This is a genomic window from Halorubrum lacusprofundi ATCC 49239 (genome assembly GCF_000022205.1).
Classification (GTDB): Archaea; Halobacteriota; Halobacteria; order Halobacteriales; family Haloferacaceae; genus Halorubrum; species Halorubrum lacusprofundi.
The window spans coordinates 267551-286909 of record NC_012030.1; the positions used below are offsets into that span (position 1 = coordinate 267551).

Sequence of the window (19359 nt, forward strand, 5' to 3'; positions counted from 1 at the left end):
AGTATTAGAGCGCCCGAATTCGCGTATTAACCGTTTCATCGAGATAGTACACGGCGTCTTCGAGGAACTCGTCGCTCATCGCCAGCCCCATCTCCTTGGGTTCGGGGTCATCTTTGGCCAGCGCGGTTCGGAGGTTTCTGATATGCCGCTCGCGGAGCTTCTCCTCGAACGCGCCCCGCATCTGTTCCTCGGTCTGCTGGTACACCGACAGAACCAACTCTGCCACCGACTCTGTAGACTCATCGGCGGACAACGCATCGCCGTACTCCTCATCCAACAGCGCGTTGATTGCCTCACGAGCCCGTTCTTCACGCGTCGAACCCGCTAACTCCTGCTCCGCCTGTTCGACTTCGACCTCAAGCTCACGAAGCCGCTCCAACGCCTCCTCACTGGTCAGGGAGTTATCATTCCACCGGACCGCGATTTCTTGGACCTTCTCACTCAGCATCTTGTACTTGGGCGACATCTGTTCGAGCGCATCCAGCGTGTCGAGCAGGTCATCCTTCTTGCGGGCGATGCGGACGGGAGCCGCTTCGATGTCTGCACCATTAATTGTCCGCACGTGTTCGCCTCCCTCAGACTCCTTGTACACCTCAACGTACTCGTCCACCAGTTCAAGCGTGCGACTCCTGAAATCATCCTGTGGCGGCGGTTGCGACGTATCAACCGCTTGGGCGAGCGCCTGTATCCAGCGGTAGTCGTCTTCGAGCCGTTCACCGTCCTTCAGCAGACGTTCGTCCGGCGCTATGTTCGCGCGGAGCCGCTTCAGTTTCCGCCACTTCTGAAGGAATTTCTCCAACTTGGGCTCGGTATCGAGGCAGTCGTACCACTTGTTGAACACGGCGGTTCCCTCGCGGTCGTCGCGGTCGAGACCGTCGAACATCGCGAAGATGTCGTTGATGAGTGCCTCGTACTGCTCGATGAACTCGTCCTTGTCCTCGTCAAGGTAGGCGTCCATCTCGTCCTCGGCGTACTCAAACATCCCATCGATGTCACGAGTGATGCCCGTGTAGTCGATGATTTCACCAAACTCCTTTCCCTCCTGTGTTCGGTTTGTTCGCGCAATCGCCTGCAGGAGGTTGTGGTTCTGAATAGGGCGGTCAAGGTACATCGTCCGCAGAATAGGTGCGTCGAAACCCGTCAACAACATATCGCACACCACGAGCATCAGTGGAGACTCGCCCGGTCGCTTAAACTCGTCCACGATGGATGTGCGTTCCTCCGTCGTTGTGTGGAACTGCGCGAGTCGCTCATCGTCGTCGGGTTGACGGCCATCGGTTTCCTCGCCTTTACCGCGCTGCTCGCGGTCGGCTGTGTCTCGCTCGTCGGCCGGGAGCGTGCTATCTCGCTTTTCTTCGCAACAGGGCTCCGAAACCTCGGTATCGGTGTCGCGGTCGCGACGACGTTGCCAGTCAAGGGAGCTGTCGTGGCGGTGGTCGCCTTCTACGTAGTCCAGCAGCTCACCGCTGCGGTTGCCGCCGAGGGACTTCACGAATCTGTTCTTACGTCTCTTGTGCGCCCGCTGCCTCTCGACGACTGAAAATAAGACCTCCGCTACATCCTCGGGTTGGAATGTCGGACCACGTACAACTCGATGGAGATTTCGAACCGGTGTGTGATCTCTTTACGAGACGGGTTCGAACCGGTAGCCGTCCCACTCCTGGTCGACGTCTTCCGGCTTGATGCCGGCACCGGGTTCACGCACTTCCTCGACGTAGACTGGTTCGACGGTATCGCCAATCTCGATATCCTCTGTCGTCACTCCTCCGAGTGCGCGGACGGCTTCGCCGTCGACGTCGAACTCGACGATGGCGAGCATATTCGGCTGGCGGACGCCAGGTGGCGTCGCCGTACTCTTCGTCCACGTGACGACCTCGGCGGTTCGCTCGCTCAGGTCGATTGCCTCCTCCTGCGGTTCGCCACACTCCGGACAGAGCGGATGTCCTGGGAACGTAGCGTGTCCGTTCTCACAGCGGTATGCGTCGAATCCCATTGTTAGTTCGCCTCCATGATAGTCGTAATCACACAGTTGCCGAAACCACCAACGTTACAGGCCAGTCCGGTATCAGCGTCGACCTGCCGTGGACCGGCTTCGCCCATGAGTTGTTCGTAAATCTCGTATCCTTGAGCGACGCCAGATGCGCCCAGTGGGTGGCCCTTTGATTTCAGTCCGCCGGACGTGTTGATCGGCAACTCGCCGTCCTTCTCCGTTCGGCCGTCCTCGATGTGTTTCCACGCCTCGCCCTCGTCGGCGAAGTCAAGTCCCTCCATCTGGAGGAACTCGAGGATGGTGAACATATCGTGGAGTTCGGCCACGTCGATGTCGTCCGGTCCCAGACCCGCCATCTCGTATGCTTCCTGGCCGGACTCGACGACACCGCCCATCGTTGTGGGGTCGTCGCGCTCGTGGACGACGTGCGTGTCCGTCGCGCCGCCGACGCCAGAGACGACAACGTAGTCGTCTGCGTACTCTTCGGCGACATCGACCGGGCAGAACATGAGCGCTGCGCTACCGTCCGTGACGGGACAGAAGTCGTACAGCCGAAGCGGGTCTGCGATAATCGGGCTCTCCATCGCCGTCTCAATGTCAATCTCCTTCTGGAACTGTGCCTTCGGATTGTCGACGCCGTTTTTGTGGTTCTTGATAGCGACTTTTGCGAGACTCTCGCGTGGTGCATCGTACTTGTCGAGATACAGCCGCGCTGTCATCCCGGCAAAGGAGGGGAGAGTGACACCGTGCTTGTACTCTTCAGGATGCGTAATCGACGCGATAACCTCCGTCGACCCGGCGGTGTCCTTGTGGGTCATCTTCTCGCCGCCCACGAGTAGCGTCATGTCGCTGGCGCCCGAAGCGACCGACTGCCAGGCACCGTAGATACCCGCCGCGCCACTGGAACTGGTCTGGTCGATTCGCTGGCTGTAGGCGGGCATGAGTCCGAGGTCGTGGGCGAGGGCGTTCATGATGCCCGTCTGTCCCTCGAACTCACCGCTTGCCATGTTCGATACGTACACGTGTTCCACGTCGTCGGGGGTAACTCCGGCGTCGTCGAGGCACGCTTCGCCCGCCTCCGCGAGTAACTCGCGGACCCAGGCGTCGCGCTCCCCGAACTTCGTCATAGAGCCACCGATAATGGCGACTTGGTTACTCATTGCTCTATAGGGAGGTCTCCGGGAACGGTTGTAAGTCTTGCTGTTGTCGATACTCGATGGCCTCCTGTCGAGAGTATTGGCGACAGTTCTACTCGTCGGATTTCGGGATGACGACAACCGGACACTCGGCGGAAAGCAGTATACTCTGCGTCACACTTCCCAGTAATACCTTTCCAACCGGACTTCGCTGGCGACCGGTCATGGCGATTCCGTCTGCGTCGATATCCGCTACACAGTCCAAAATGGATTCGGTGATGTCGCCGTGTTCGCGTCTGATATCGACCGTGTAGCCCGCCTCAGTGAGGGTTTCCGTGGCCATCGTCACTGTCTCCGGGACCTGCTCTTCCTCGAACAGCGCCTCCGAATCGATATCGATACCCTTCGTCATGAACTGCTCGTCTGGGTCGAACTCTTCAAAGACGTTGACAATTGTAATCCGAGTGTCGGTGCCGATCTGCGGGAAATCGATAATGCCGTCGACGAGCCGCTTCGTCTGACTCTCCTTACGACTGACTGGAACGACTATTCCTGACATACAATAGAGTACTCTCTGCTGGGTCTTATAAGCCCGGGAACTGCTCGGCTATTCGCGCTCTGCGAGCAACTCCTCGAAGGTCTGTACCTGTTCGACCGGGTATCGTCCCTCTGGTGGCCAGCCGATGGCCATGAGCCGGCACGTCTCGTCGAACGGGTTGTGGACGAGGTGTGTGCCAGGCTCGCCGGCGTCGAACTGGACCGTATCCCCCTGTTCGGCGACGAAACGGTCGTCGACAACTTCGACGCGACACCGGCCTGCCGTAACGTGGATAAGCTCTTCTTGGTTCTCGTGGTAGTGAAAGTGGTTCTGTGAGAGTCGTTCACCGGGTTCCAGGATTGCGACGTTGAGGTTGAACGCATCGATGTCGAGTTTCGGTGAGAGTTCCCACCGACGGCCTGGTTTGTCGTCCCGTGTCTCAGACTCGTCTAACTGATATCGCTGCCATCCATCAGACATACTGACCTCTTGTCGAGAATGAAGATAAATCCCCTGCTTACGTCGAAACGGGAGAGAGAAAGATGTGCTGCGTTACTCGGCCGGTTGTCCGAGCCCGAACGTAGTGGGACGGACAAAGTAGACCAAGGCTGCGAAGATGGCGACTCCGAGTAGCGCCTGTCCGATGATCGTCGGGAGGAAGATTGCACCGAGTCCGAGTCCGATGAACACTGGCCGGAGCACCGTGGGAATGTCCTCCGAGATGCGTCCGATGAGACCGATACTCACCGCGACGAACCCGGCGAAGACGACGACGAACATCACTGGCGTCATCGCGCTCGGGTACAGCAGGGCCTCGTTGTAGAAGAACGAGAAGGGGAGCAGGAACATCGGGAACCCGATGCGAAGCGACTCGAAGGCCGTTTCCCAGAACTCCGAGCCGGATATCCCCTGAGCGATGATCACCGACAGTGCGATCGGCGGCGTGATGTTCGAGACGATGGCAAAGTAGAACACGAACATGTGTGCCGTGTACGCCTGCACGCCGATGTTGACGAGCGACGGGGCGACGAGCACGGCCACGATCATGTACGCTGCGGTCGTCGACATCCCCATTCCGAAGGCGATCGACGCTGCCATCGCCAGGAACAGCATGATGATGACCGAGCCACCAGCAACCGACACCAGATACGACGACACCTGCTGAGCGAATCCAGTGACGATGAGCGCTCTGATGACGATGCCGAGACTGGCGAGTAGTATCGTGATATCAAGGGTCGCTTCTGCACCGCGGCGGATACCTTCGAGACTCTCGCGCAGGTACAGCCTGAACTCCGACTGCATGTCTTTTCCTTGCAGGGCAATACCTCGTACGACCTGCACCAGGCGGAGGCCGACGAGCGTGACGATGGCGTAGAAGCCAGCGACCATCGGGTCGGCGCCGACAGGGATGAGCCAGTACAGCAAGACGGCGAACATCCCGATATACTCGAAGGCGCCTGCGACTCCTTTGATCCGGCTCCACCAGCCTTCGGATGTGGAGTTGACCTGGATCTCCATCGAGACGTCCTTACTCGTAATCAGCGAGATGGCGACAGCAACGGTGAGGAAAAACAGGATTGCGGGTGCGGCCGCACCAATGACAATCTCAGCGTAGTTTGGCTCGATGAGTTCGGCCATGAGGAAGGCCCCGGCGCCCATGATAGGCGGAAGGACCTGTCCACCACACGAGGCGACTGCCTCGATGGAGGCGGCGATTTTCGCCCTGTAACCGTTCTCTTTCATCAGCGGAATGGTGAACGCACCAGTCGTCGCGGTGTTCGCTGCGGTCGACCCGTTTATCGACCCCATAAACATACTCGCGGCGACTGCAACCTGTCCAATCTGGACGCGCTTACTCCGAGCAGCGATACGCGTCATCCCCTTGATGAACGACGCCATACCGCCGTACTTCTCCATCAACCCAGCCAGCAGCAGGAAGATGACGACCCACGTCGCAGATATCTGCAAGAGGGTTCCGAACAGTCCCTGCATCTCGACCGTGTTCATCGTAATGATACGACGGGGGGTCAGCCCGCGATGGGCCAGAATTCCCGGCATGTAGGACCCGAAATACGAGTAGACGAGTCCAAACACTACGATACCGCTGATGAGACGGGAGATGTGCAGCAGTGCGATGAAGACCAATACGATGACGAGGACTCCGAGGTACGCCTGCTGGTCGCTGTAGATACCCGCAGCCTGGACGATACTCTGATAATCACGCTGGAATATGTACAGCGGTATGACCGATATAACGCTGTATAGCGCGTACGCGACGGTTTTGGCTTTACCCTTACGGGTGTTCCAGTCACTCTTGAGCATCTGGAAGATGCCCCATAGTCCGAGCACCATCGCAAGGTGAATGATTCCGTGACGAGAGCCCGGAATCGCGAACGTCAGAGAGTACCAGAGGTGATAGAAGAAGAAAATTACTGTTACACCATACAGAAGCAACTCCACAGGGCTTTTTTGCCAGATGGCCTCCGTATAGGTATCGCGGAACTTCTCATCAATAGTCCGCTCGATGTCCGCGAGTGTGCGCTCGCTTTGTTTGTGTTTATCTGTCTCTGAACTCATGAATAAATGTGCCGTAACCAGCTATTTCAGGCTTCCGGTGGTGGGGTGAGGTCGTAGTCCTCCCAGAGACCTTCCTCGGTGTAGTAGTCGTAGGCACCCTTGTGGACCGGGATGTCAGGGTGTAGCTGACCCATGAACTGATCTGGGTCCGGGAAATAGCCCATTACGGAATCTCGGTCGACCAACTCGTCGCCATTCTCGTAGGTGAACTTCGTGATGTCGTAGATGCGGTCGTCGTCGCGGTCGGCCTTCGCCACGTACAGATACGTGAGCGTGAACGTGTCGAGCGGTTCACTGTAGTTCTCGGTGTTCTGTGCGACCGTATCCTCGTCCAGCTGGACGTACGTCAAGTAGGCCAGGTCGTTCTGAAGCTTGTCCCGGGTTGCTTCGGAGATCGGGAGCGGTTCCCAGTTGACTGTTGCGTCGACCTCCTGGAATGCGCCCTGCGGGTTCGTCTTGTTGACTGTCCAGGTAAACATCGCGTCTATCTGACCGGACCGCATCGCGGCCGGCATGTCGGCGAAAGCCATGTATCGGGCGTCGATGTTGTCCATACCAACTTCCTGGTCGACAAGCCATTCGACCGGTGGTCGCGTCCCGGACCCTGCCGAGGAAATAGCAACTGAGCTCCCCTCGAGGTCGTCCCAGCCGTCGACCTCGTCTGCGTTGTACAGGCCGAAGTTGTAGAAGCCCATGTAGCCTCGAATCTGACGGATGTTATCGAAGTCCTGGAGCGGCTCGTCTTCGTACGGGCCAGTGTCGGGGGACGCTGCGAGCAGTTGCGTCGTCGTCCCGCTCAGTTCGAAGTCGCCTCTGTCCATACGTCGATACGATGCACCGGTCCCCTCGGTGATCACCGCGTCGACTTCGAAGTCGAGTGCGTCGTTTTGACTGGCGTACTCCGTCCAGTTTGATCCAATTGCGAACGATGAGGACCCCTCGGAAGAAGTGCCAAGTGTCCAGGCCCCGCCGTCGCCGTCGCCGCCGGCTGACTGGTCGAGACAGCCTGCGAGTCCAAGAACACCTGCGACTGATGCGCCTTTAAGAAAGGAACGTCTGCTGCGGTTCATATCATTTGCCATGTGTCATCACGCCCGAAGAGCAACTCTCCGGACTTGTTCAAACAAGATTTAGCGGGGAAGGATAAAAGTTTGCATCTCAGTTCAATTTTCCCCTTGATACCGTTGGTCACAGTAGCTCAACGTATTGTATTATGTACCACTCCATACGATTGGTCGCGTTAAGTTTGGCGTGAATTGTGGTAGACGGCGAAGGCTTCGAGCCAATTTTGAGCTGTCTCAAGCGCGACATTGCTGAAACTATTCGCAAACGATGATGTTCGACGTTCTATTTCCCAAAAGACACGTTCGATAGCATTCCGATTTCCATGCCGAATCACTCGGAATCGATAGCCATCTTCAGCGAGGACTGGTCCAAGATAGTCTGCGTCATCGACGAGAAATTCCACGTCATTGAGCCTGTATCGCTGGTGTAGATCGGTCAGAAACCATCGCGTCGTCTGTTTCGTTGTGGTCGGATAGAGGCTCACATGAAGGATTTCGTTGGTATATGGATCAACCGCGCCGTACAGCCAGAACTGCTGGCCGTGGAGGCGGATCATCTTTTCATCAACCGCGAGTTGATCCGCAGAAACCGTCGAGATCGGTTGTAGATCGGCTTTATGAACCCAGTTGTGAATAGCGACATGACTCCGATCAACCCCAAATCTTTCGAGATGCTTACTTACCTCTCTCAGTGACATACCGGCTAAGTGACAGCGGATCCCTACTTCAATCGCCCAGCGCGGCGTTCGATCTCGCTCCACAAACGACAAGTCAATCCACGCGATACCTTCGCTGAGGCGGTCGAATTCTGCCATAGACACTCAGAACTCGTCCGCCTCATCCTCTAACTTAACGCGACCATACGATTTGGACGGTGTTTTAATACCCCTCATCCCAATGGTGAGGCATGCGAGCTGCACGATACCACGAATACGGAGACGAGAGTGTACTGACTGCCGAAGAGGACGTTCCGGAACCGACCCCGAGTGATGACGAGGTTCTTGTCCGCGTCGAAGCAGCAAGCGTGAACCCTATCGACACGTACGTTCGCGAAGGAAACGTCGAACCTGCCGGCGGCCTGCCGCACGTCGGTGGGTCCGACATGGCTGGCGTCATCGAGTCTGTCGGCAGCGATGTGGGAGACTTTGCTGCCGGTGACCGTGTCTTTGCAACGGGACTCGGTGTCTTCTCTCCGGGAACGTACGCTGAATACACTGTCGCACCAGCGGACATGCTCGCGCCGCTTCCGGACTCGGTGTCGTTTCAGACTGGCGCTGCAGCTGCGATGGCGTTTGCGACGGCCTGGCGCGCACTCATCGACCGAGGCGAACTCTCGCTCGGGGATGCGTGTCTGGTCCACGGCGCGTCCGGCGGCGTCGGCCACGCAGCTACACAGATTGCAGCAGCGGCAGGTAGCCACGTCGTCGGGACGGCCCGAGATGGTGACCCCGCTTCGCTAGTCCGCTCGCTCGGGGCGGATGCGGTGGTCGACTACCGATCAGAAGACCTGGCAGGTGAACTGGCCGAAGCGACGGACGGCCGCCCACTCGATGTCGTCTTCGAACCCCACGCGGATTCGAACCTGGAGGCGGACCTCACCCGCCTCGAACGCGGTGGGCGTATCGTCATCATCGGCGAGGAATCACCGATTGCTATCGACAGCGGTACGTCGATGACGGCAAAACAAGCTGACGCCGATCTCCGATTCATGTCGATTGTGGCGTCAGCCGAAGACCAGGCTCCGATTCTGCGTCGCGTCGGAGAACTTCTCGCAGACGGGACCTTCACCGTCGAGATCGACCGTACATTCGGCCTCAACGAACTGTCGGAGGCCCACGCTTACCTCCAGTCGTCGGGGACGCTCGGAAAGGTCGTTATCGACACGCAGTCGTAAGCCTATTCGGAGGGAACAACTCCCTCTGCTCGTAATCGCTCGATTTCCGCGTCGTCGTATCCCAGGTCCCGGAGTTTTGCCTCCGTATCTTCGCCCAGCAACGGTGGTGCCTCTCGGAACCCGGACTCCGAGTTTTCGAAGTTGAGGGGGTGTTCGAGTACCTGAATCTCGCCGGCGGCCGGATGTTCCAGTGTCGTCACGGCACCCCGAGCTTCGACCTGCTCGTTCGTCAGGGCCTCCCCGACATCGAAGACGGGACCGACCGGCAGTTCGTGCTCTTCGGCCAGCAGTTCCACCCACTCGTCGGTCGTCTGGGTCTCGAAGGTAGCGGTGAGCTCTTCCTCCAGTTCGTCCATGTGCTCCACTCGCTTGCTGTTCGACGCGAACCGCTCGTCCGATTTCAGCTCTGGACGGTCGATGGCGTCACAGAGTTGTTCCCAGAGACGCTGATTTCCACAGGCGACGTTGAGGTAGCTGTCTTTCGTGGAGTACATCTGGTACGGCGCAAGAACCGGGTCTTTCGTTCCCATCCGCTTTGGCTCTTCGCCTACGAACGATTTTCCTGCCTGCTTGGTCAGCCACGGGAGCGTCGCGTCGAGCATCCCGAGTTCGACTCGGTCACCTTCGCCTGTCAACTCCCGACTGAAGAGGCTACTGACGATACCGAAGGCGGCCCACATCGCGGTAATAAGGTCCGTCTGCGGGATGCCCACTTTTGCGGGGTCCCCGTCCGGGTAGCCCGTCACGTCCATCAGTCCGCCCATCCCCTGTGCCAGGAGGTCGTAACCGGGACGGTCGCTCCAGGGCCCGGTTTCACCGAAGGCGGAGATCGAGCAGTAGATTATCGAGTCGTTGTACTCTTTGATGGTCTCGTAATCGACACCGAGCTTCGCTGCTGTCCCCGGCCGGAAGTTTTCGACGAAGACGTCGGCCTCAGCGGCCAGTTCGTACAGTATCTCCTTCCCTTCGCTGGATTTGAGGTCGAGTTCCACGCTCTCTTTCCCGTAGTTAATTGTCCAGAAGTACGGCGATTCCCCTTCTTCGGCTGCGGAGCGTCCCGGTAACTCGTCGTCGTCGACCTGGACAAACGGCGGTCCCGAGTAGCGGTTGTCGTCGCCGACGCCCGGCCGTTCTATCTTGACGACTTCTGCACCCTGATTTGCGAGCATTAGTGTCGCAAACCCCCCGGTGACAAAAGTTGTCAAATCTAGTACCTTTATACCGTCGAGTATCCGCTTGTCTTCGCTCATGAGAGGGTCACACAGAGAAATCGACGAAGTGGCCAAATAAGCTTTTCCCATAGCATCCTCAACTCTCTCAAACAAAATTGCAATATAAAGCGAGACAATACTAGCCCCTTAGATTCAGAGCCACCGGAGGACAAGGAGGCAGAGACATCCGGTCGCCGCCAGCATAGCCAGTGCGACGAACAGTATCGTTGTCGTCGCGTACGTCAGCAGCGTGCCGGCAATCGTTGCCCCGAGGGCCCCGATGCCGAACATGGCCAGGTAGGTGAAGCCATAGGAGAGGCCGTGACTCTCGCTCGGAACGTGCTCGGCGATGACGACCTGATAGATGGGTGCCGTCGCGTAGACGAAAAATCCGAGCGCCAGACTGACCAGAACCAGCGGCACGAAGCCCTGTCCTTGGACGAGAATAAAGAGGAGGGCAAGCACAACGAGCGAACTCAACGCACCGAGAAACGCCGTCCGACTCGGGATACGGTCGGTGAGTTTTCCGCCGGCGTACTGTCCCGCGATTCCGAAGGTCAACATGCTGGTGTAGATATACTCCGCGGGTCCCAACGAGTAGCTCAGAATTGTCAGGTCGTCCAGCGAGGAATTACCCAGTATGTCCGGCAAGAACGTCAGGAGACCACGGTAGTAGGTTCCGTACAGCAGTACAGTGATGAATGCGATGCTGAATCCGACTGTGAACAGCCGACGTGAATCGACAAGTGTCTCTGTGAACGCACCTCGCATCGAGTCCGGGTTATCGCCGTCCTTCGATTTGATATCGTCGAACGAGATCCGCATTCCGACGAAGGCGGCGACAGCCGCTGGGACGAATAGAACTACCGCCGCTATGCGCCAGTGAAACACCGATAGCAGGAGAGCTGTACAGAGCGGTCCAGCTGCCGTCCCGATATTGCCGCCAGCACCGTGATAGGCAAACACCGTTCCTCGTTCGGAGGCCCCCCGGCTAATCAACGAGAGTCCTGCAGGATGGTACAAACTTGCAAATGCTCCCCAGAGTACGACACAGGCTGCCAGCGACAGGGGCCCCTGTGCTGCTCCAAGCAGGGCGAAGCCACCACCCATTCCGAGCACGGATAGAAGTATCAGCCGCCGAGACCCGAAATAATCTGAGAGGACGCCACTGACTGGTGCTCCAATTCCAATAAGCGCGTATCCTGCCCCAACTACGAGGCCGGTCAGTGCTGCAGAGAGACCGAATTCGGTTATCCACAGCCCGATGAAGAGCGGAATCGACAACTCGTACGTGTGAAACAGTGCGTGACCGAGCGTCGTGAAACTGGTTATCTGTCTATCGCTGGCCTGCATCTTGAAACGACTTCTACAGACAGCGTACTAATAGGTTGCCATCACCTGACCGAATGCTGGATATGCAATTCGAGTTCGTTCACCGCTCCGAGAAGTTGTTGTGGCAACTCTTCCATTAGTACGTCCCCTTTCAGACGATGCGCGGGGCCAGAGACGCTCAGCCCACCGAGTACGTGGTCGTCAGAGTCGGTTACGGCTGCGCCCACGGCGTGGACGCCGTTCGTCGTCTCCTGTCTGTTAAACGCGTACCCGCGTTCTCTGATCTCTTCGAGCCGTCCGAATAATTCGGATTCGTCTGTTATCGTGTTTTTGCCTGTTTTTGGCAGTCCTTTGCGGTCGAGGATTTCGTGAACGCGCTTTTCGGGGTAGGCCGCCAGAATCGCCTTCCCAGCAGCGCTGCAGTGGAGAGGACCGCGTTTCCCATTCTGTGCACCCGTTTCGACGGCACTCTGTCCGACCGAGGTGTACAGGTACACTCGTTCGCCGTTCTCGTTGACGATGAACTGCGTTCGTTCACCCGTATCAGTGGCCAGATCGTCGACAGTACTTTTGATACTTGGATATGCGTCCCAGTTTCGCTGTGCGTACCCACCGACGGTGAGAAACATGAGCCCGATCCTGTACTCCCCGTCTTCCTGTACGACGTATCCACGCTCTTGCAGTGTTACAAGATGTCTGTGGACGGTGCTCGTCGCTATTCCGAGGTACTCGGATAGCTCTTCCAGGTCTGCTCCATCTACTTGTCGCAGCGTGTCGACTATCTCAAGCGATGTTTCCGTCGTTTTCGCCCGCGTTTTTACGCTGTCATTCATACTCACACGTAGAAGACCACCCATGATAAATCTTGCATACTCGGATAGAGGGGAGAGACGTCCAGTATGGCCAGTCCCAGACCAGATACTCGCTTCTGCCGAAAATGTGCCGCTATAACGGTCCCACAAAGTAGGAAGGTGGATACTCGAGGTCGTGCTTACTTACGTACCATCTATCCACTGAATGCCTGTAAGATTGCTATACTTACAACTGAAAAAAATTACAGACATATTGTTGTAATGGGGAGTGCGAAGACGGTGTCAATTTAACTCCACCAATAAATAATAGAAAAGATATATAAACCGAATTCTACCACGAAGATTATAATTTGGAACCTTCCACTGAAAGAGCCATGTGAAGTCTAATCAGCAAAGAGTCGATGTATTCTATAGGCGAACATCTTGCACCTATTTCACACAATAATTTTAATAGGTTTTAAATTTCGGATATAACTTAGAATGTATAAATATATACTCGAAATTAATAGAAATATCCTACACCATCAGTGTATTACTTTTAAAGTTTGAAATATCGATATGCGAAATTATATTGGATATATTTATATTAATGAAATATGGTATGTTGTATGCAGGATTCTCTGGTAGGATTCAACGCTCGTTGCTGGTCATATCTCGGTGCGAGAGGATGATACTACGATCTACTCTCAGTTGGGGCACGAATACTGTGGGCTAACCACTCACAGCAGGTTTTTCACGGTTTCCGAATATCTCGGAAGAGGTTACGTCTGCGGCGTTCTCTCGTACGTGTTAGCAACGGCGGTATCGAAATCGCGGGCTGCAGCGAGAACGTCGCTGTCGGGATTTACCGAAAAGTAGGCTTCAGAATCTTCCTCGTCGCTGTCGACTCGGTTGAGAAGGCCGATATCCACGAATTCGTCCATCGCGTCCGCGAGATAGAGCGTCTTTAACGGTATATCGGCGGCATCGGCGATCTCTGAGCGGGTGTACTCCGCGCCAGCATCTAACGTTACCGCTGCACGAAACAGTGCAGCTGCTTCGTCTCGCTGTGCGACGAGTTCCCAACCAGTTTTGGGGGGGTCTGAGCGCATTCATGGGGTATACGGCGTCGCTCATCATAAAATCTTGAATTAGCTCTGTTGCTAAACTTGCAGTTCAGGACAGTCGTGAACGACCACGTGTAGCAAGTCTTTATACGGTCGCACGGCGGTTTATCGGTATGAGCAGTCGCGACGTGGTTCTAGAGCTACTCCGTGAGAACGCCCGCTACTCCGTCGAGGATATCGCCCGCCAAACCGACGCAGACGCCGAGACAGTCGAGAAAATCATCCTCGACCTCGAATCTGAGGGTGTCCTGAGAGGGTATCGCGCTGTCGTCGACTGGGATAAACTCGAACAGGAGACCGTGCGCGCGGCGGTCGAACTCAATCTCACACTCGACCGCGAGACCAGTTACAACGACGTCGCCGAGCGTATCGCCAAGTTCCCGATGGTCGAGTCGCTCCACCTCGTTAGCGGGGATTACGACTTCATGATGGAAGTCGAGGGCGACTCGATGCGCGAAGTGTCCCACTTCATCAGCGAGAAGGTCGCGCCCGTTCCAGAAATCACCCAGACAGTGACCCACTACGTCATGGAGTCGTACAAGGAACACGGCATCGAGTTCGGTGACGGCGACGACGACGACAGACTCTCCGTCTCACCATGACGTTCGACATTGCAGACCGGGTCGACGCGGTGCCACCGTCGGGTATCCGACGCTTCTTCGAGTTGGCCGAAGAGATGGACGATATCATCTCGCTCGGGGTTGGAGAGCCGGACTTTTCGGCACCGTGGGCGGCACGAGATGCTGCAATCGCCTCACTGGAACAGGGTAAAACCTCGTACACCGCGAACCGCGGTCGACGAGATCTTCGAGAGAAGATCTCTGACCACGTCGACGATCGGTACGACCTCGATTACGCTGCCGAAGACGAAATTCTCGTCACCGCGGGCGCGAGCGAAGGGATCGACCTCGCCTACCGGGCGCTGGTCGACCCCGACGACACAGTCGCCGTCGTGCAACCGTGCTACGTCTCCTACGTTCCCGGCGTCATCTTCACCGGCGGTAACGTGCTCTCGGTCGAGACCCGCCGCGAGGACGAGTTCAAACTAACGCGGGAGGTACTGGAGTCGTCCGGTGCAGCCGACGCAGACGTCCTCGTGCTCTGTTACCCGAACAATCCAACCGGCGCGACGATGACCGGCGAAGAACTCCGACCGGTCGCCGACTTCGCCCGCGAACACGACATGACGGTGTTCTCGGACGAAATCTACGCCGACCTGACGTACGAACACGAGCATACATCTATCGCGACGCTGCCGGGAATGCGCGAACGTACTGTCGTGTTTAATGGCTTCTCGAAGGCCTACGCAATGACGGGAATGCGCCTGGGGTATGCGATGGCTCCGCCAGAGGCGACGGCAGCAATGAACCGCATCCATCAGTACACGATGTTGTCTGCACCGACGACGGCCCAGTACGCTGCTATCGAGGCCCTCGAATCGTGCGATGACGTCGTTGCAGACATGAAAGCCCAGTACGACCGTCGCCGGAAGTTCGTCCTCTCGCGGTTCGCGGACATGGGTATCGATTGTTTCCGGGCCAGCGGTGCGTTCTACGCTTTCCCGGAGTGTCCATGGGACGATGCCAGCGAGTTCGCCGAAGCCCTCCTCCACGAAGAGGGGGTCGCTGTCGTACCCGGCACGGCCTTCGGAGAGGGCGGCGAGGGCCAACTACGTGTCTCGTACGCGACGGGACTCGACGAGTTGAAAGAGGCAATGGCCCGTATCGAGCGGTTCGTCGTCTGACCATTGCTGTCCCGGTGTTTGGCCATCCAGACGTTCGGCGACCGTGAATTCAGATCTGCTACTGTATGCCGTCGGCGGTGTTTCTGGCGTAAAGCTTTTTCACGCCTAAGGGCAGATGAATTGTAATGGCAATCGATGACACAGGGGGAGGCAATGAACAGGCTGATTCCGGGGGTGGAGTTGGTAGGGATCCGGCCACTACTGTCGGGGACTACTCCTGGAGTGATTTTCGCCGTGAAGAACACGATGGGGGACAGTTCGACCGGACGGCGTATCTCGGCTTCGACCCGAGAGACCTCCCTCGGAAGCTCGAAGCCGGCGCGAGCGCCGGCAAGACACTTCAAGAACAGTTCGAGGAGTTCTGTGACCCTGAACGCACCCCTGTCGTAAAGGACACGTACTCCTGGGAACACTTCAAACGGGAGTACTACTACGACAAGAACGGGAACGCGCCTCGGTCGAGCGACGGGGAAAAAGAACCGTTCGAAGCAGCACAGTATCTCGGCTTCGACCCCGACGAAACCGATGACCGATTAAGCCACGCCCAGTCGATCACGTCAGACCTCGAGAATCTCGTTGACGAACGGACAGTCAACGTCGCCGAGGAACTCGACGAGGACGCATTCTTCTCGGACCGTTACGGCAACACGACAGTCGTCAATCGGTACGATCTCGAAAAGTCTGTTCCGTTGGAGAAGAAGACCCACTTCGTCGAAGAGAACCGCTACTGGGTGAACAAGCCCTACGCCTGTGTCATCATCTTTCACTCCCGAAAAGAAAATGAGCGCAAATACTACGTTATCGAACCGCACCTCAACGACATCGAGAACGAACTGAAGGATTTCCTCTCCCGGAAGCTCAAAACCGCTATCAAATACTCCGAAGACGACGTCATCGTCCAGGGCGACGAGAACGACCGCGCAGAGGTCATTCAGCGCGAGGCCGAACGGCTTTTGCAGCGCTATGGACTCTACGACGGGACGATAACAGACGACACTGGGTCCGCCGAGAGCGGCGGCATGATGGGCTCGCTCAAGGAGATGCTCGGAATGGACGATGTCCAACCGGAGGTCGAAGAGAGCGGAGTCGACGGTATCGAAGTCCGTCCCGAACCGATTATACTCGAAGAGGACCCCGACACACTCACCGAGTACCAGGTCGAGAAACTCCTCTATCTGCTCAAGCGAAACTTCATCGGTTACGCCAACATCGACCCGGTCAAACACGATATCAACGTCGAGGACATCTCCTGTGACGGGTACAACAGCCGCGTGTTCGTCTACCATACAGACTACGAACAGATAATTTCGAACGTCACGCACGGCGAGAAGGATCTGGACGACTTTGTCGTCAAACTCGCGCAACGCTCCGGCAAGGGCATTTCGAAACGCCAGCCGCAGGTAGACGCGACGCTCCCGGACGGATCGCGTGCCCAGCTCACACTCGGCCGGGAAGTCTCCGACCACGGGACTAATTACACCATCCGTCAGTTCAAGGACGTTCCCTTCACCCCAATCGACCTCATCAACTGGAACACGTTCAATCTCGACGAGATGGCTTTCCTCTGGCTCTGTATCGAGAACCACAAGTCGCTCATCTTCGCCGGCGGGACGGCGTCCGGGAAGACGACCAGCCTGAACGCTATCTCTCTGTTCATACCTTCGAACGCTAAAATCGTCTCAATCGAGGACACCCGCGAGGTCGAACTGCCCCAGCGAAACTGGGTCGCCAGCGTCACTCGTCCCTCCTTCGGACAGGATGACACCGGCGACGTCGACGAGTTCGACCTGCTGGAGGCTGCACTCCGTCAGCGGCCCGACTATATTGTCATGGGTGAGATTCGGGGTGAGGAGGGTCGAACGCTGTTCCAGGTCATGTCGACTGGACACACTACTTACACCACGTTCCACGCCGACTCCGTGGGCGAGGTCATCAAGCGGTTTACGACTGAACGGCTCTGTTGAAATCCTTGAAGATTTACATGTTTGTCGTGTAATTCCATGAGATGAAGACCCTCCCGAAGTCGCAGATTCTCCGTTTTACTGAGAAGGCGATCCACCTAGCACGCCGAGCAGTCTCTCGATACTCCTCGAAGTTTTCTAAACACCGCTATACACTCCCGCAGCACGTTGTTCTACTGTGTCTCAAAGTTCGGAAGAACACGACCTATCGTGGTCTGCTTGACGAACTGATCGAGATGCCACGCATTCGTCAAGCTCTTGGATTAACTGAACTACCTACGCCATCAACGCTCTGTAAGGCGTTCAATCGGCTTGATATGGCTGTATGGCGTGTTGTATTGACTCTCTCAGCGACGCTACTTCCGACGAGTGGAATCGTTGGAGTTGATGCGTCAGGGTTCGACCGCAGTCACGCCTCAAAACATTACACGAAACGGGCTGAACTCACGATTCAGCAGCTCAAAGTGACGCTGTTGGTAGATACGAAAGTGAACGCAATTCTCGATCTGCACGTGACGACGACACGAAAACACGATAGTCAGATCGCTCCATCGTTGATCAAACGCAACCCCGAGACCATCGACATTCTGCTCGGTGACAAAGGCTACGACGACCAGAAGATCAGACGACTTGCCCGTCACCACGAGGTTCGGCCACTGATTAAGCATCGTGAGTTCACATCTCTCCACAAGGCATGGAACGCACGCTTAGACGCTGATCTCTACGGACAGAGAAGTCAATCAGAGACGGTCAACTCAACGCTCAAACGAAAGTACGGTGCCTTCGTTCGCTCCCGACAATGGTGGAAACAGTTCCGTGAACTCGTTCTTAGATGTCTTGTCCACAATATCGACCGAGCCCTCTAAGATCAGTACAGAGCAAAGGTCCCACAATCGTTATCTCATCAGGCATTAACCCATTATGTATGTCAAAAGTAATTTGGACACTTGCTGTAGCATATGGTCTCGTTGGACTCGGTCTATTCTACAGTTTAGCAGTAGATTCTAGTGAGCTATTTTTAGCCATGACTACCGTCATCTATGTTCTAATGCTTCCATTAGCATATCTAGTCTATAAAAAACGGGTTGTAAGTGAGTAATCGCTCAAGAAACAGCCAATTCCCACATCTACGTAGCAGCTGTGTCACTGCTAAAAGTGTTAGTTCAATAGGATTTCAACAAAGCCGAATATGTTTGTAGACGGTGGCTGCGCTCACGCTGGGATTGAGTTCCTCGAGTTCGTACATCGACGGGAACTGGTCGGAAGACCAACTTGACGAGGAAGAAATAACGCTGGCCGACAACGAGGAGATCCTCCATGCCTTGAGTGAGTTGACTCCGGTCTACGAGAACGACCGATCGTATTTCGTGTTGGGGAACTACGACCGGGAGCCGATCCGACGGCTGAACTTAGTGGTCGACCGACTCAACCGCCGGCAAGACGCCTACGCCTTTCGGATGGTCGATATCCGTGGTGAATGGGACAACAGCATCCAGAAATTCTGCCTGATCGCCGATATCGTGACGTACCTCGTTGGTGTCGCCGAGACGGAGCCAAGTGACTTCCTCGTCGAACAGGGATTGCTCGTCGGCACGACCGAGTACTTCGCGAAAACTCACGTCCTCAAGCGAGAGTATGAGGGCGAGGAGCACCCGTTTGGCTGGATGCAGGACGGTGTCTTCGAACTATTTGACCAGGAGGAACGGCTCTATTGCTGGCAGACTGAGGAGGATCTGGTCGCCGTAACGGGTGAGCCCAGGGCAACTGTCCTCGGTTACACATCGATAGAGGGGTGTGTGCGAGTACACCCTCAAACACATCGATAGAGGGGTCTCTGGTAGGGGATCCGTTGGCTGAGATCGGTCCGGAATTTCGAGGATAAGTACATCCAGAGGAGATAGCGTCCAAATTATGGCACCTCGAGCCTTCTAGACGGTTTCTACACATCGATAGAGGGGTGTCAAGATTCCTCGTTTGGATGAGACAGGTTAGAT

At 56.3% G+C, this 19359-nt stretch carries 20 protein-coding genes; 8 read left to right on the forward strand and 12 right to left on the reverse strand.

The annotated features are described in order from the left end of the window. Positions 1–4: 4 nt before the first annotated feature. The gene (locus tag HLAC_RS17030; RefSeq protein WP_141104813.1) at positions 5–1204 is read right to left on the reverse strand and encodes a type I restriction enzyme subunit R domain-containing protein; all 1200 of its coding nucleotides are present in this window, start codon (positions 1202–1204) and stop codon (positions 5–7) included. Between the two features lie 27 nt (positions 1205–1231). Between HLAC_RS17030 and HLAC_RS19055 the strand changes: the two genes are divergently transcribed. Continuing rightward, positions 1232–1540: a hypothetical protein gene (locus HLAC_RS19055; RefSeq protein WP_088901962.1), complete on the forward strand. Its 309-nt coding sequence runs from the start codon at positions 1232–1234 to the stop codon at positions 1538–1540. Positions 1541–1624: 84 nt separating this feature from the next. Here HLAC_RS19055 and HLAC_RS17035 read toward each other — a convergent pair whose 3' ends face one another. The 7 genes from HLAC_RS17035 to HLAC_RS18460 all read right to left on the reverse strand — a co-directional run bounded on the left by HLAC_RS17035 (position 1625) and on the right by HLAC_RS18460 (position 8120). Further along, positions 1625–1993 carry a Zn-ribbon domain-containing OB-fold protein gene (locus HLAC_RS17035; protein WP_012660229.1) on the reverse strand — a complete coding sequence of 123 codons (369 nt, stop codon included), beginning with the start codon at positions 1991–1993 and terminating at the stop codon, positions 1625–1627. Positions 1994–1995: 2 nt separating this feature from the next. Next, positions 1996–3150 carry a thiolase family protein gene (locus HLAC_RS17040; RefSeq protein ID WP_012660230.1) on the reverse strand — a complete coding sequence of 385 codons (1155 nt, stop codon included), beginning with the start codon at positions 3148–3150 and terminating at the stop codon, positions 1996–1998. Between the two features lie 88 nt (positions 3151–3238). Further along, the gene (locus HLAC_RS17045) at positions 3239–3685 is read right to left on the reverse strand and encodes a universal stress protein (RefSeq protein WP_012660231.1); all 447 of its coding nucleotides are present in this window, start codon (positions 3683–3685) and stop codon (positions 3239–3241) included. Between the two features lie 48 nt (positions 3686–3733). After that, entirely contained in the window at positions 3734–4144 is a 411-nt protein-coding gene (locus HLAC_RS17050; RefSeq protein WP_012660232.1) for a cupin domain-containing protein, read from the reverse strand. Positions 4145–4216: 72 nt separating this feature from the next. After that, the gene (locus HLAC_RS17055; RefSeq protein WP_012660233.1) at positions 4217–6241 is read right to left on the reverse strand and encodes a TRAP transporter permease; all 2025 of its coding nucleotides are present in this window, start codon (positions 6239–6241) and stop codon (positions 4217–4219) included. 26 nt (positions 6242–6267) lie between these two features. Then, a complete protein-coding gene (locus HLAC_RS17060) occupies positions 6268–7323 on the reverse strand; it encodes a substrate-binding domain-containing protein (RefSeq protein WP_012660234.1) in 1056 nt (351 codons plus the stop codon). Between the two features lie 158 nt (positions 7324–7481). Then, positions 7482–8120 (reverse strand): IS6 family transposase, encoded by a 639-nt coding sequence (locus HLAC_RS18460; protein ID WP_012660235.1) that lies wholly within the window; start codon positions 8118–8120, stop codon positions 7482–7484. A 92-nt stretch (positions 8121–8212) separates the two neighbouring features. On the opposite strand from HLAC_RS18460, the gene HLAC_RS17065 reads away from it, so the two are divergent. Then, the gene (locus tag HLAC_RS17065; protein WP_012660236.1) at positions 8213–9199 is read left to right on the forward strand and encodes an NADPH:quinone reductase; all 987 of its coding nucleotides are present in this window, start codon (positions 8213–8215) and stop codon (positions 9197–9199) included. Positions 9200–9201: 2 nt separating this feature from the next. Here HLAC_RS17065 and HLAC_RS17070 read toward each other — a convergent pair whose 3' ends face one another. The 4 genes from HLAC_RS17070 to HLAC_RS17085 all read right to left on the reverse strand — a co-directional run bounded on the left by HLAC_RS17070 (position 9202) and on the right by HLAC_RS17085 (position 13645). Next, entirely contained in the window at positions 9202–10449 is a 1248-nt protein-coding gene (locus HLAC_RS17070) for a CaiB/BaiF CoA transferase family protein (RefSeq protein ID WP_012660237.1), read from the reverse strand. A gap of 114 nt (positions 10450–10563) precedes the next feature. Then, the gene (locus HLAC_RS17075; protein ID WP_012660238.1) at positions 10564–11763 is read right to left on the reverse strand and encodes an MFS transporter; all 1200 of its coding nucleotides are present in this window, start codon (positions 11761–11763) and stop codon (positions 10564–10566) included. Between the two features lie 41 nt (positions 11764–11804). After that, complete coding sequence (locus HLAC_RS17080; protein WP_012660239.1) at positions 11805–12575, reverse strand: IclR family transcriptional regulator; 771 nt, start codon at positions 12573–12575, stop codon at positions 11805–11807. A gap of 740 nt (positions 12576–13315) precedes the next feature. Further along, positions 13316–13645, reverse strand: coding sequence for a hypothetical protein (locus HLAC_RS17085; protein ID WP_012660240.1), 330 nt, complete (start codon positions 13643–13645; stop codon positions 13316–13318). A gap of 128 nt (positions 13646–13773) precedes the next feature. Between HLAC_RS17085 and HLAC_RS17090 the strand changes: the two genes are divergently transcribed. From HLAC_RS17090 to HLAC_RS17110, 6 genes are all read left to right on the forward strand, one after another. After that, positions 13774–14262: an Lrp/AsnC family transcriptional regulator gene (locus HLAC_RS17090; protein ID WP_012660241.1), complete on the forward strand. Its 489-nt coding sequence runs from the start codon at positions 13774–13776 to the stop codon at positions 14260–14262. Next, a complete protein-coding gene (locus HLAC_RS17095; protein WP_012660242.1) occupies positions 14259–15404 on the forward strand; it encodes a pyridoxal phosphate-dependent aminotransferase in 1146 nt (381 codons plus the stop codon). The genes HLAC_RS17090 and HLAC_RS17095 overlap by 4 nt, the downstream gene beginning before the upstream one ends. A gap of 125 nt (positions 15405–15529) precedes the next feature. Further along, entirely contained in the window at positions 15530–17368 is a 1839-nt protein-coding gene (locus HLAC_RS17100) for a type II/IV secretion system ATPase subunit (RefSeq protein WP_012660243.1), read from the forward strand. Positions 17369–17409: 41 nt separating this feature from the next. Then, on the forward strand, positions 17410–18231 hold the full coding sequence (locus HLAC_RS18465) for an IS5-like element ISHla2 family transposase (RefSeq protein WP_012660244.1): 822 nt from the start codon (positions 17410–17412) through the stop codon (positions 18229–18231). A 59-nt stretch (positions 18232–18290) separates the two neighbouring features. Next, positions 18291–18464: a hypothetical protein gene (locus tag HLAC_RS19060; protein WP_154018586.1), complete on the forward strand. Its 174-nt coding sequence runs from the start codon at positions 18291–18293 to the stop codon at positions 18462–18464. Between the two features lie 118 nt (positions 18465–18582). Next, positions 18583–19191 (forward strand): DUF8170 family protein, encoded by a 609-nt coding sequence (locus HLAC_RS17110; protein WP_241211172.1) that lies wholly within the window; start codon positions 18583–18585, stop codon positions 19189–19191. Positions 19192–19359 lie beyond the last annotated feature (168 nt).

Coding starts and splice junctions, on each gene's coding strand:
- HLAC_RS17035 (WP_012660229.1), bottom strand. CDS start 1,993: ATGGGATTCGACGCATACCGCTGTGAGAACGGACACGCTACGTTCCCA.
- HLAC_RS17040 (WP_012660230.1), bottom strand. CDS start 3,150: ATGAGTAACCAAGTCGCCATTATCGGTGGCTCTATGACGAAGTTCGGG.
- HLAC_RS17045 (WP_012660231.1), bottom strand. CDS start 3,685: ATGTCAGGAATAGTCGTTCCAGTCAGTCGTAAGGAGAGTCAGACGAAG.
- HLAC_RS17050 (WP_012660232.1), bottom strand. CDS start 4,144: ATGTCTGATGGATGGCAGCGATATCAGTTAGACGAGTCTGAGACACGG.
- HLAC_RS17055 (WP_012660233.1), bottom strand. CDS start 6,241: ATGAGTTCAGAGACAGATAAACACAAACAAAGCGAGCGCACACTCGCG.
- HLAC_RS17060 (WP_012660234.1), bottom strand. CDS start 7,323: ATGGCAAATGATATGAACCGCAGCAGACGTTCCTTTCTTAAAGGCGCA.
- HLAC_RS18460 (WP_012660235.1), bottom strand. CDS start 8,120: ATGGCAGAATTCGACCGCCTCAGCGAAGGTATCGCGTGGATTGACTTG.
- HLAC_RS17065 (WP_012660236.1), top strand. CDS start 8,213: ATGCGAGCTGCACGATACCACGAATACGGAGACGAGAGTGTACTGACT.
- HLAC_RS17070 (WP_012660237.1), bottom strand. CDS start 10,449: ATGAGCGAAGACAAGCGGATACTCGACGGTATAAAGGTACTAGATTTG.
- HLAC_RS17075 (WP_012660238.1), bottom strand. CDS start 11,763: ATGCAGGCCAGCGATAGACAGATAACCAGTTTCACGACGCTCGGTCAC.
- HLAC_RS17080 (WP_012660239.1), bottom strand. CDS start 12,575: ATGAATGACAGCGTAAAAACGCGGGCGAAAACGACGGAAACATCGCTT.
- HLAC_RS17085 (WP_012660240.1), bottom strand. CDS start 13,645: ATGCGCTCAGACCCCCCCAAAACTGGTTGGGAACTCGTCGCACAGCGA.
- HLAC_RS17090 (WP_012660241.1), top strand. CDS start 13,774: ATGAGCAGTCGCGACGTGGTTCTAGAGCTACTCCGTGAGAACGCCCGC.
- HLAC_RS17095 (WP_012660242.1), top strand. CDS start 14,259: ATGACGTTCGACATTGCAGACCGGGTCGACGCGGTGCCACCGTCGGGT.
- HLAC_RS17100 (WP_012660243.1), top strand. CDS start 15,530: ATGGCAATCGATGACACAGGGGGAGGCAATGAACAGGCTGATTCCGGG.
- HLAC_RS18465 (WP_012660244.1), top strand. CDS start 17,410: ATGAAGACCCTCCCGAAGTCGCAGATTCTCCGTTTTACTGAGAAGGCG.
- HLAC_RS19060 (WP_154018586.1), top strand. CDS start 18,291: ATGTCAAAAGTAATTTGGACACTTGCTGTAGCATATGGTCTCGTTGGA.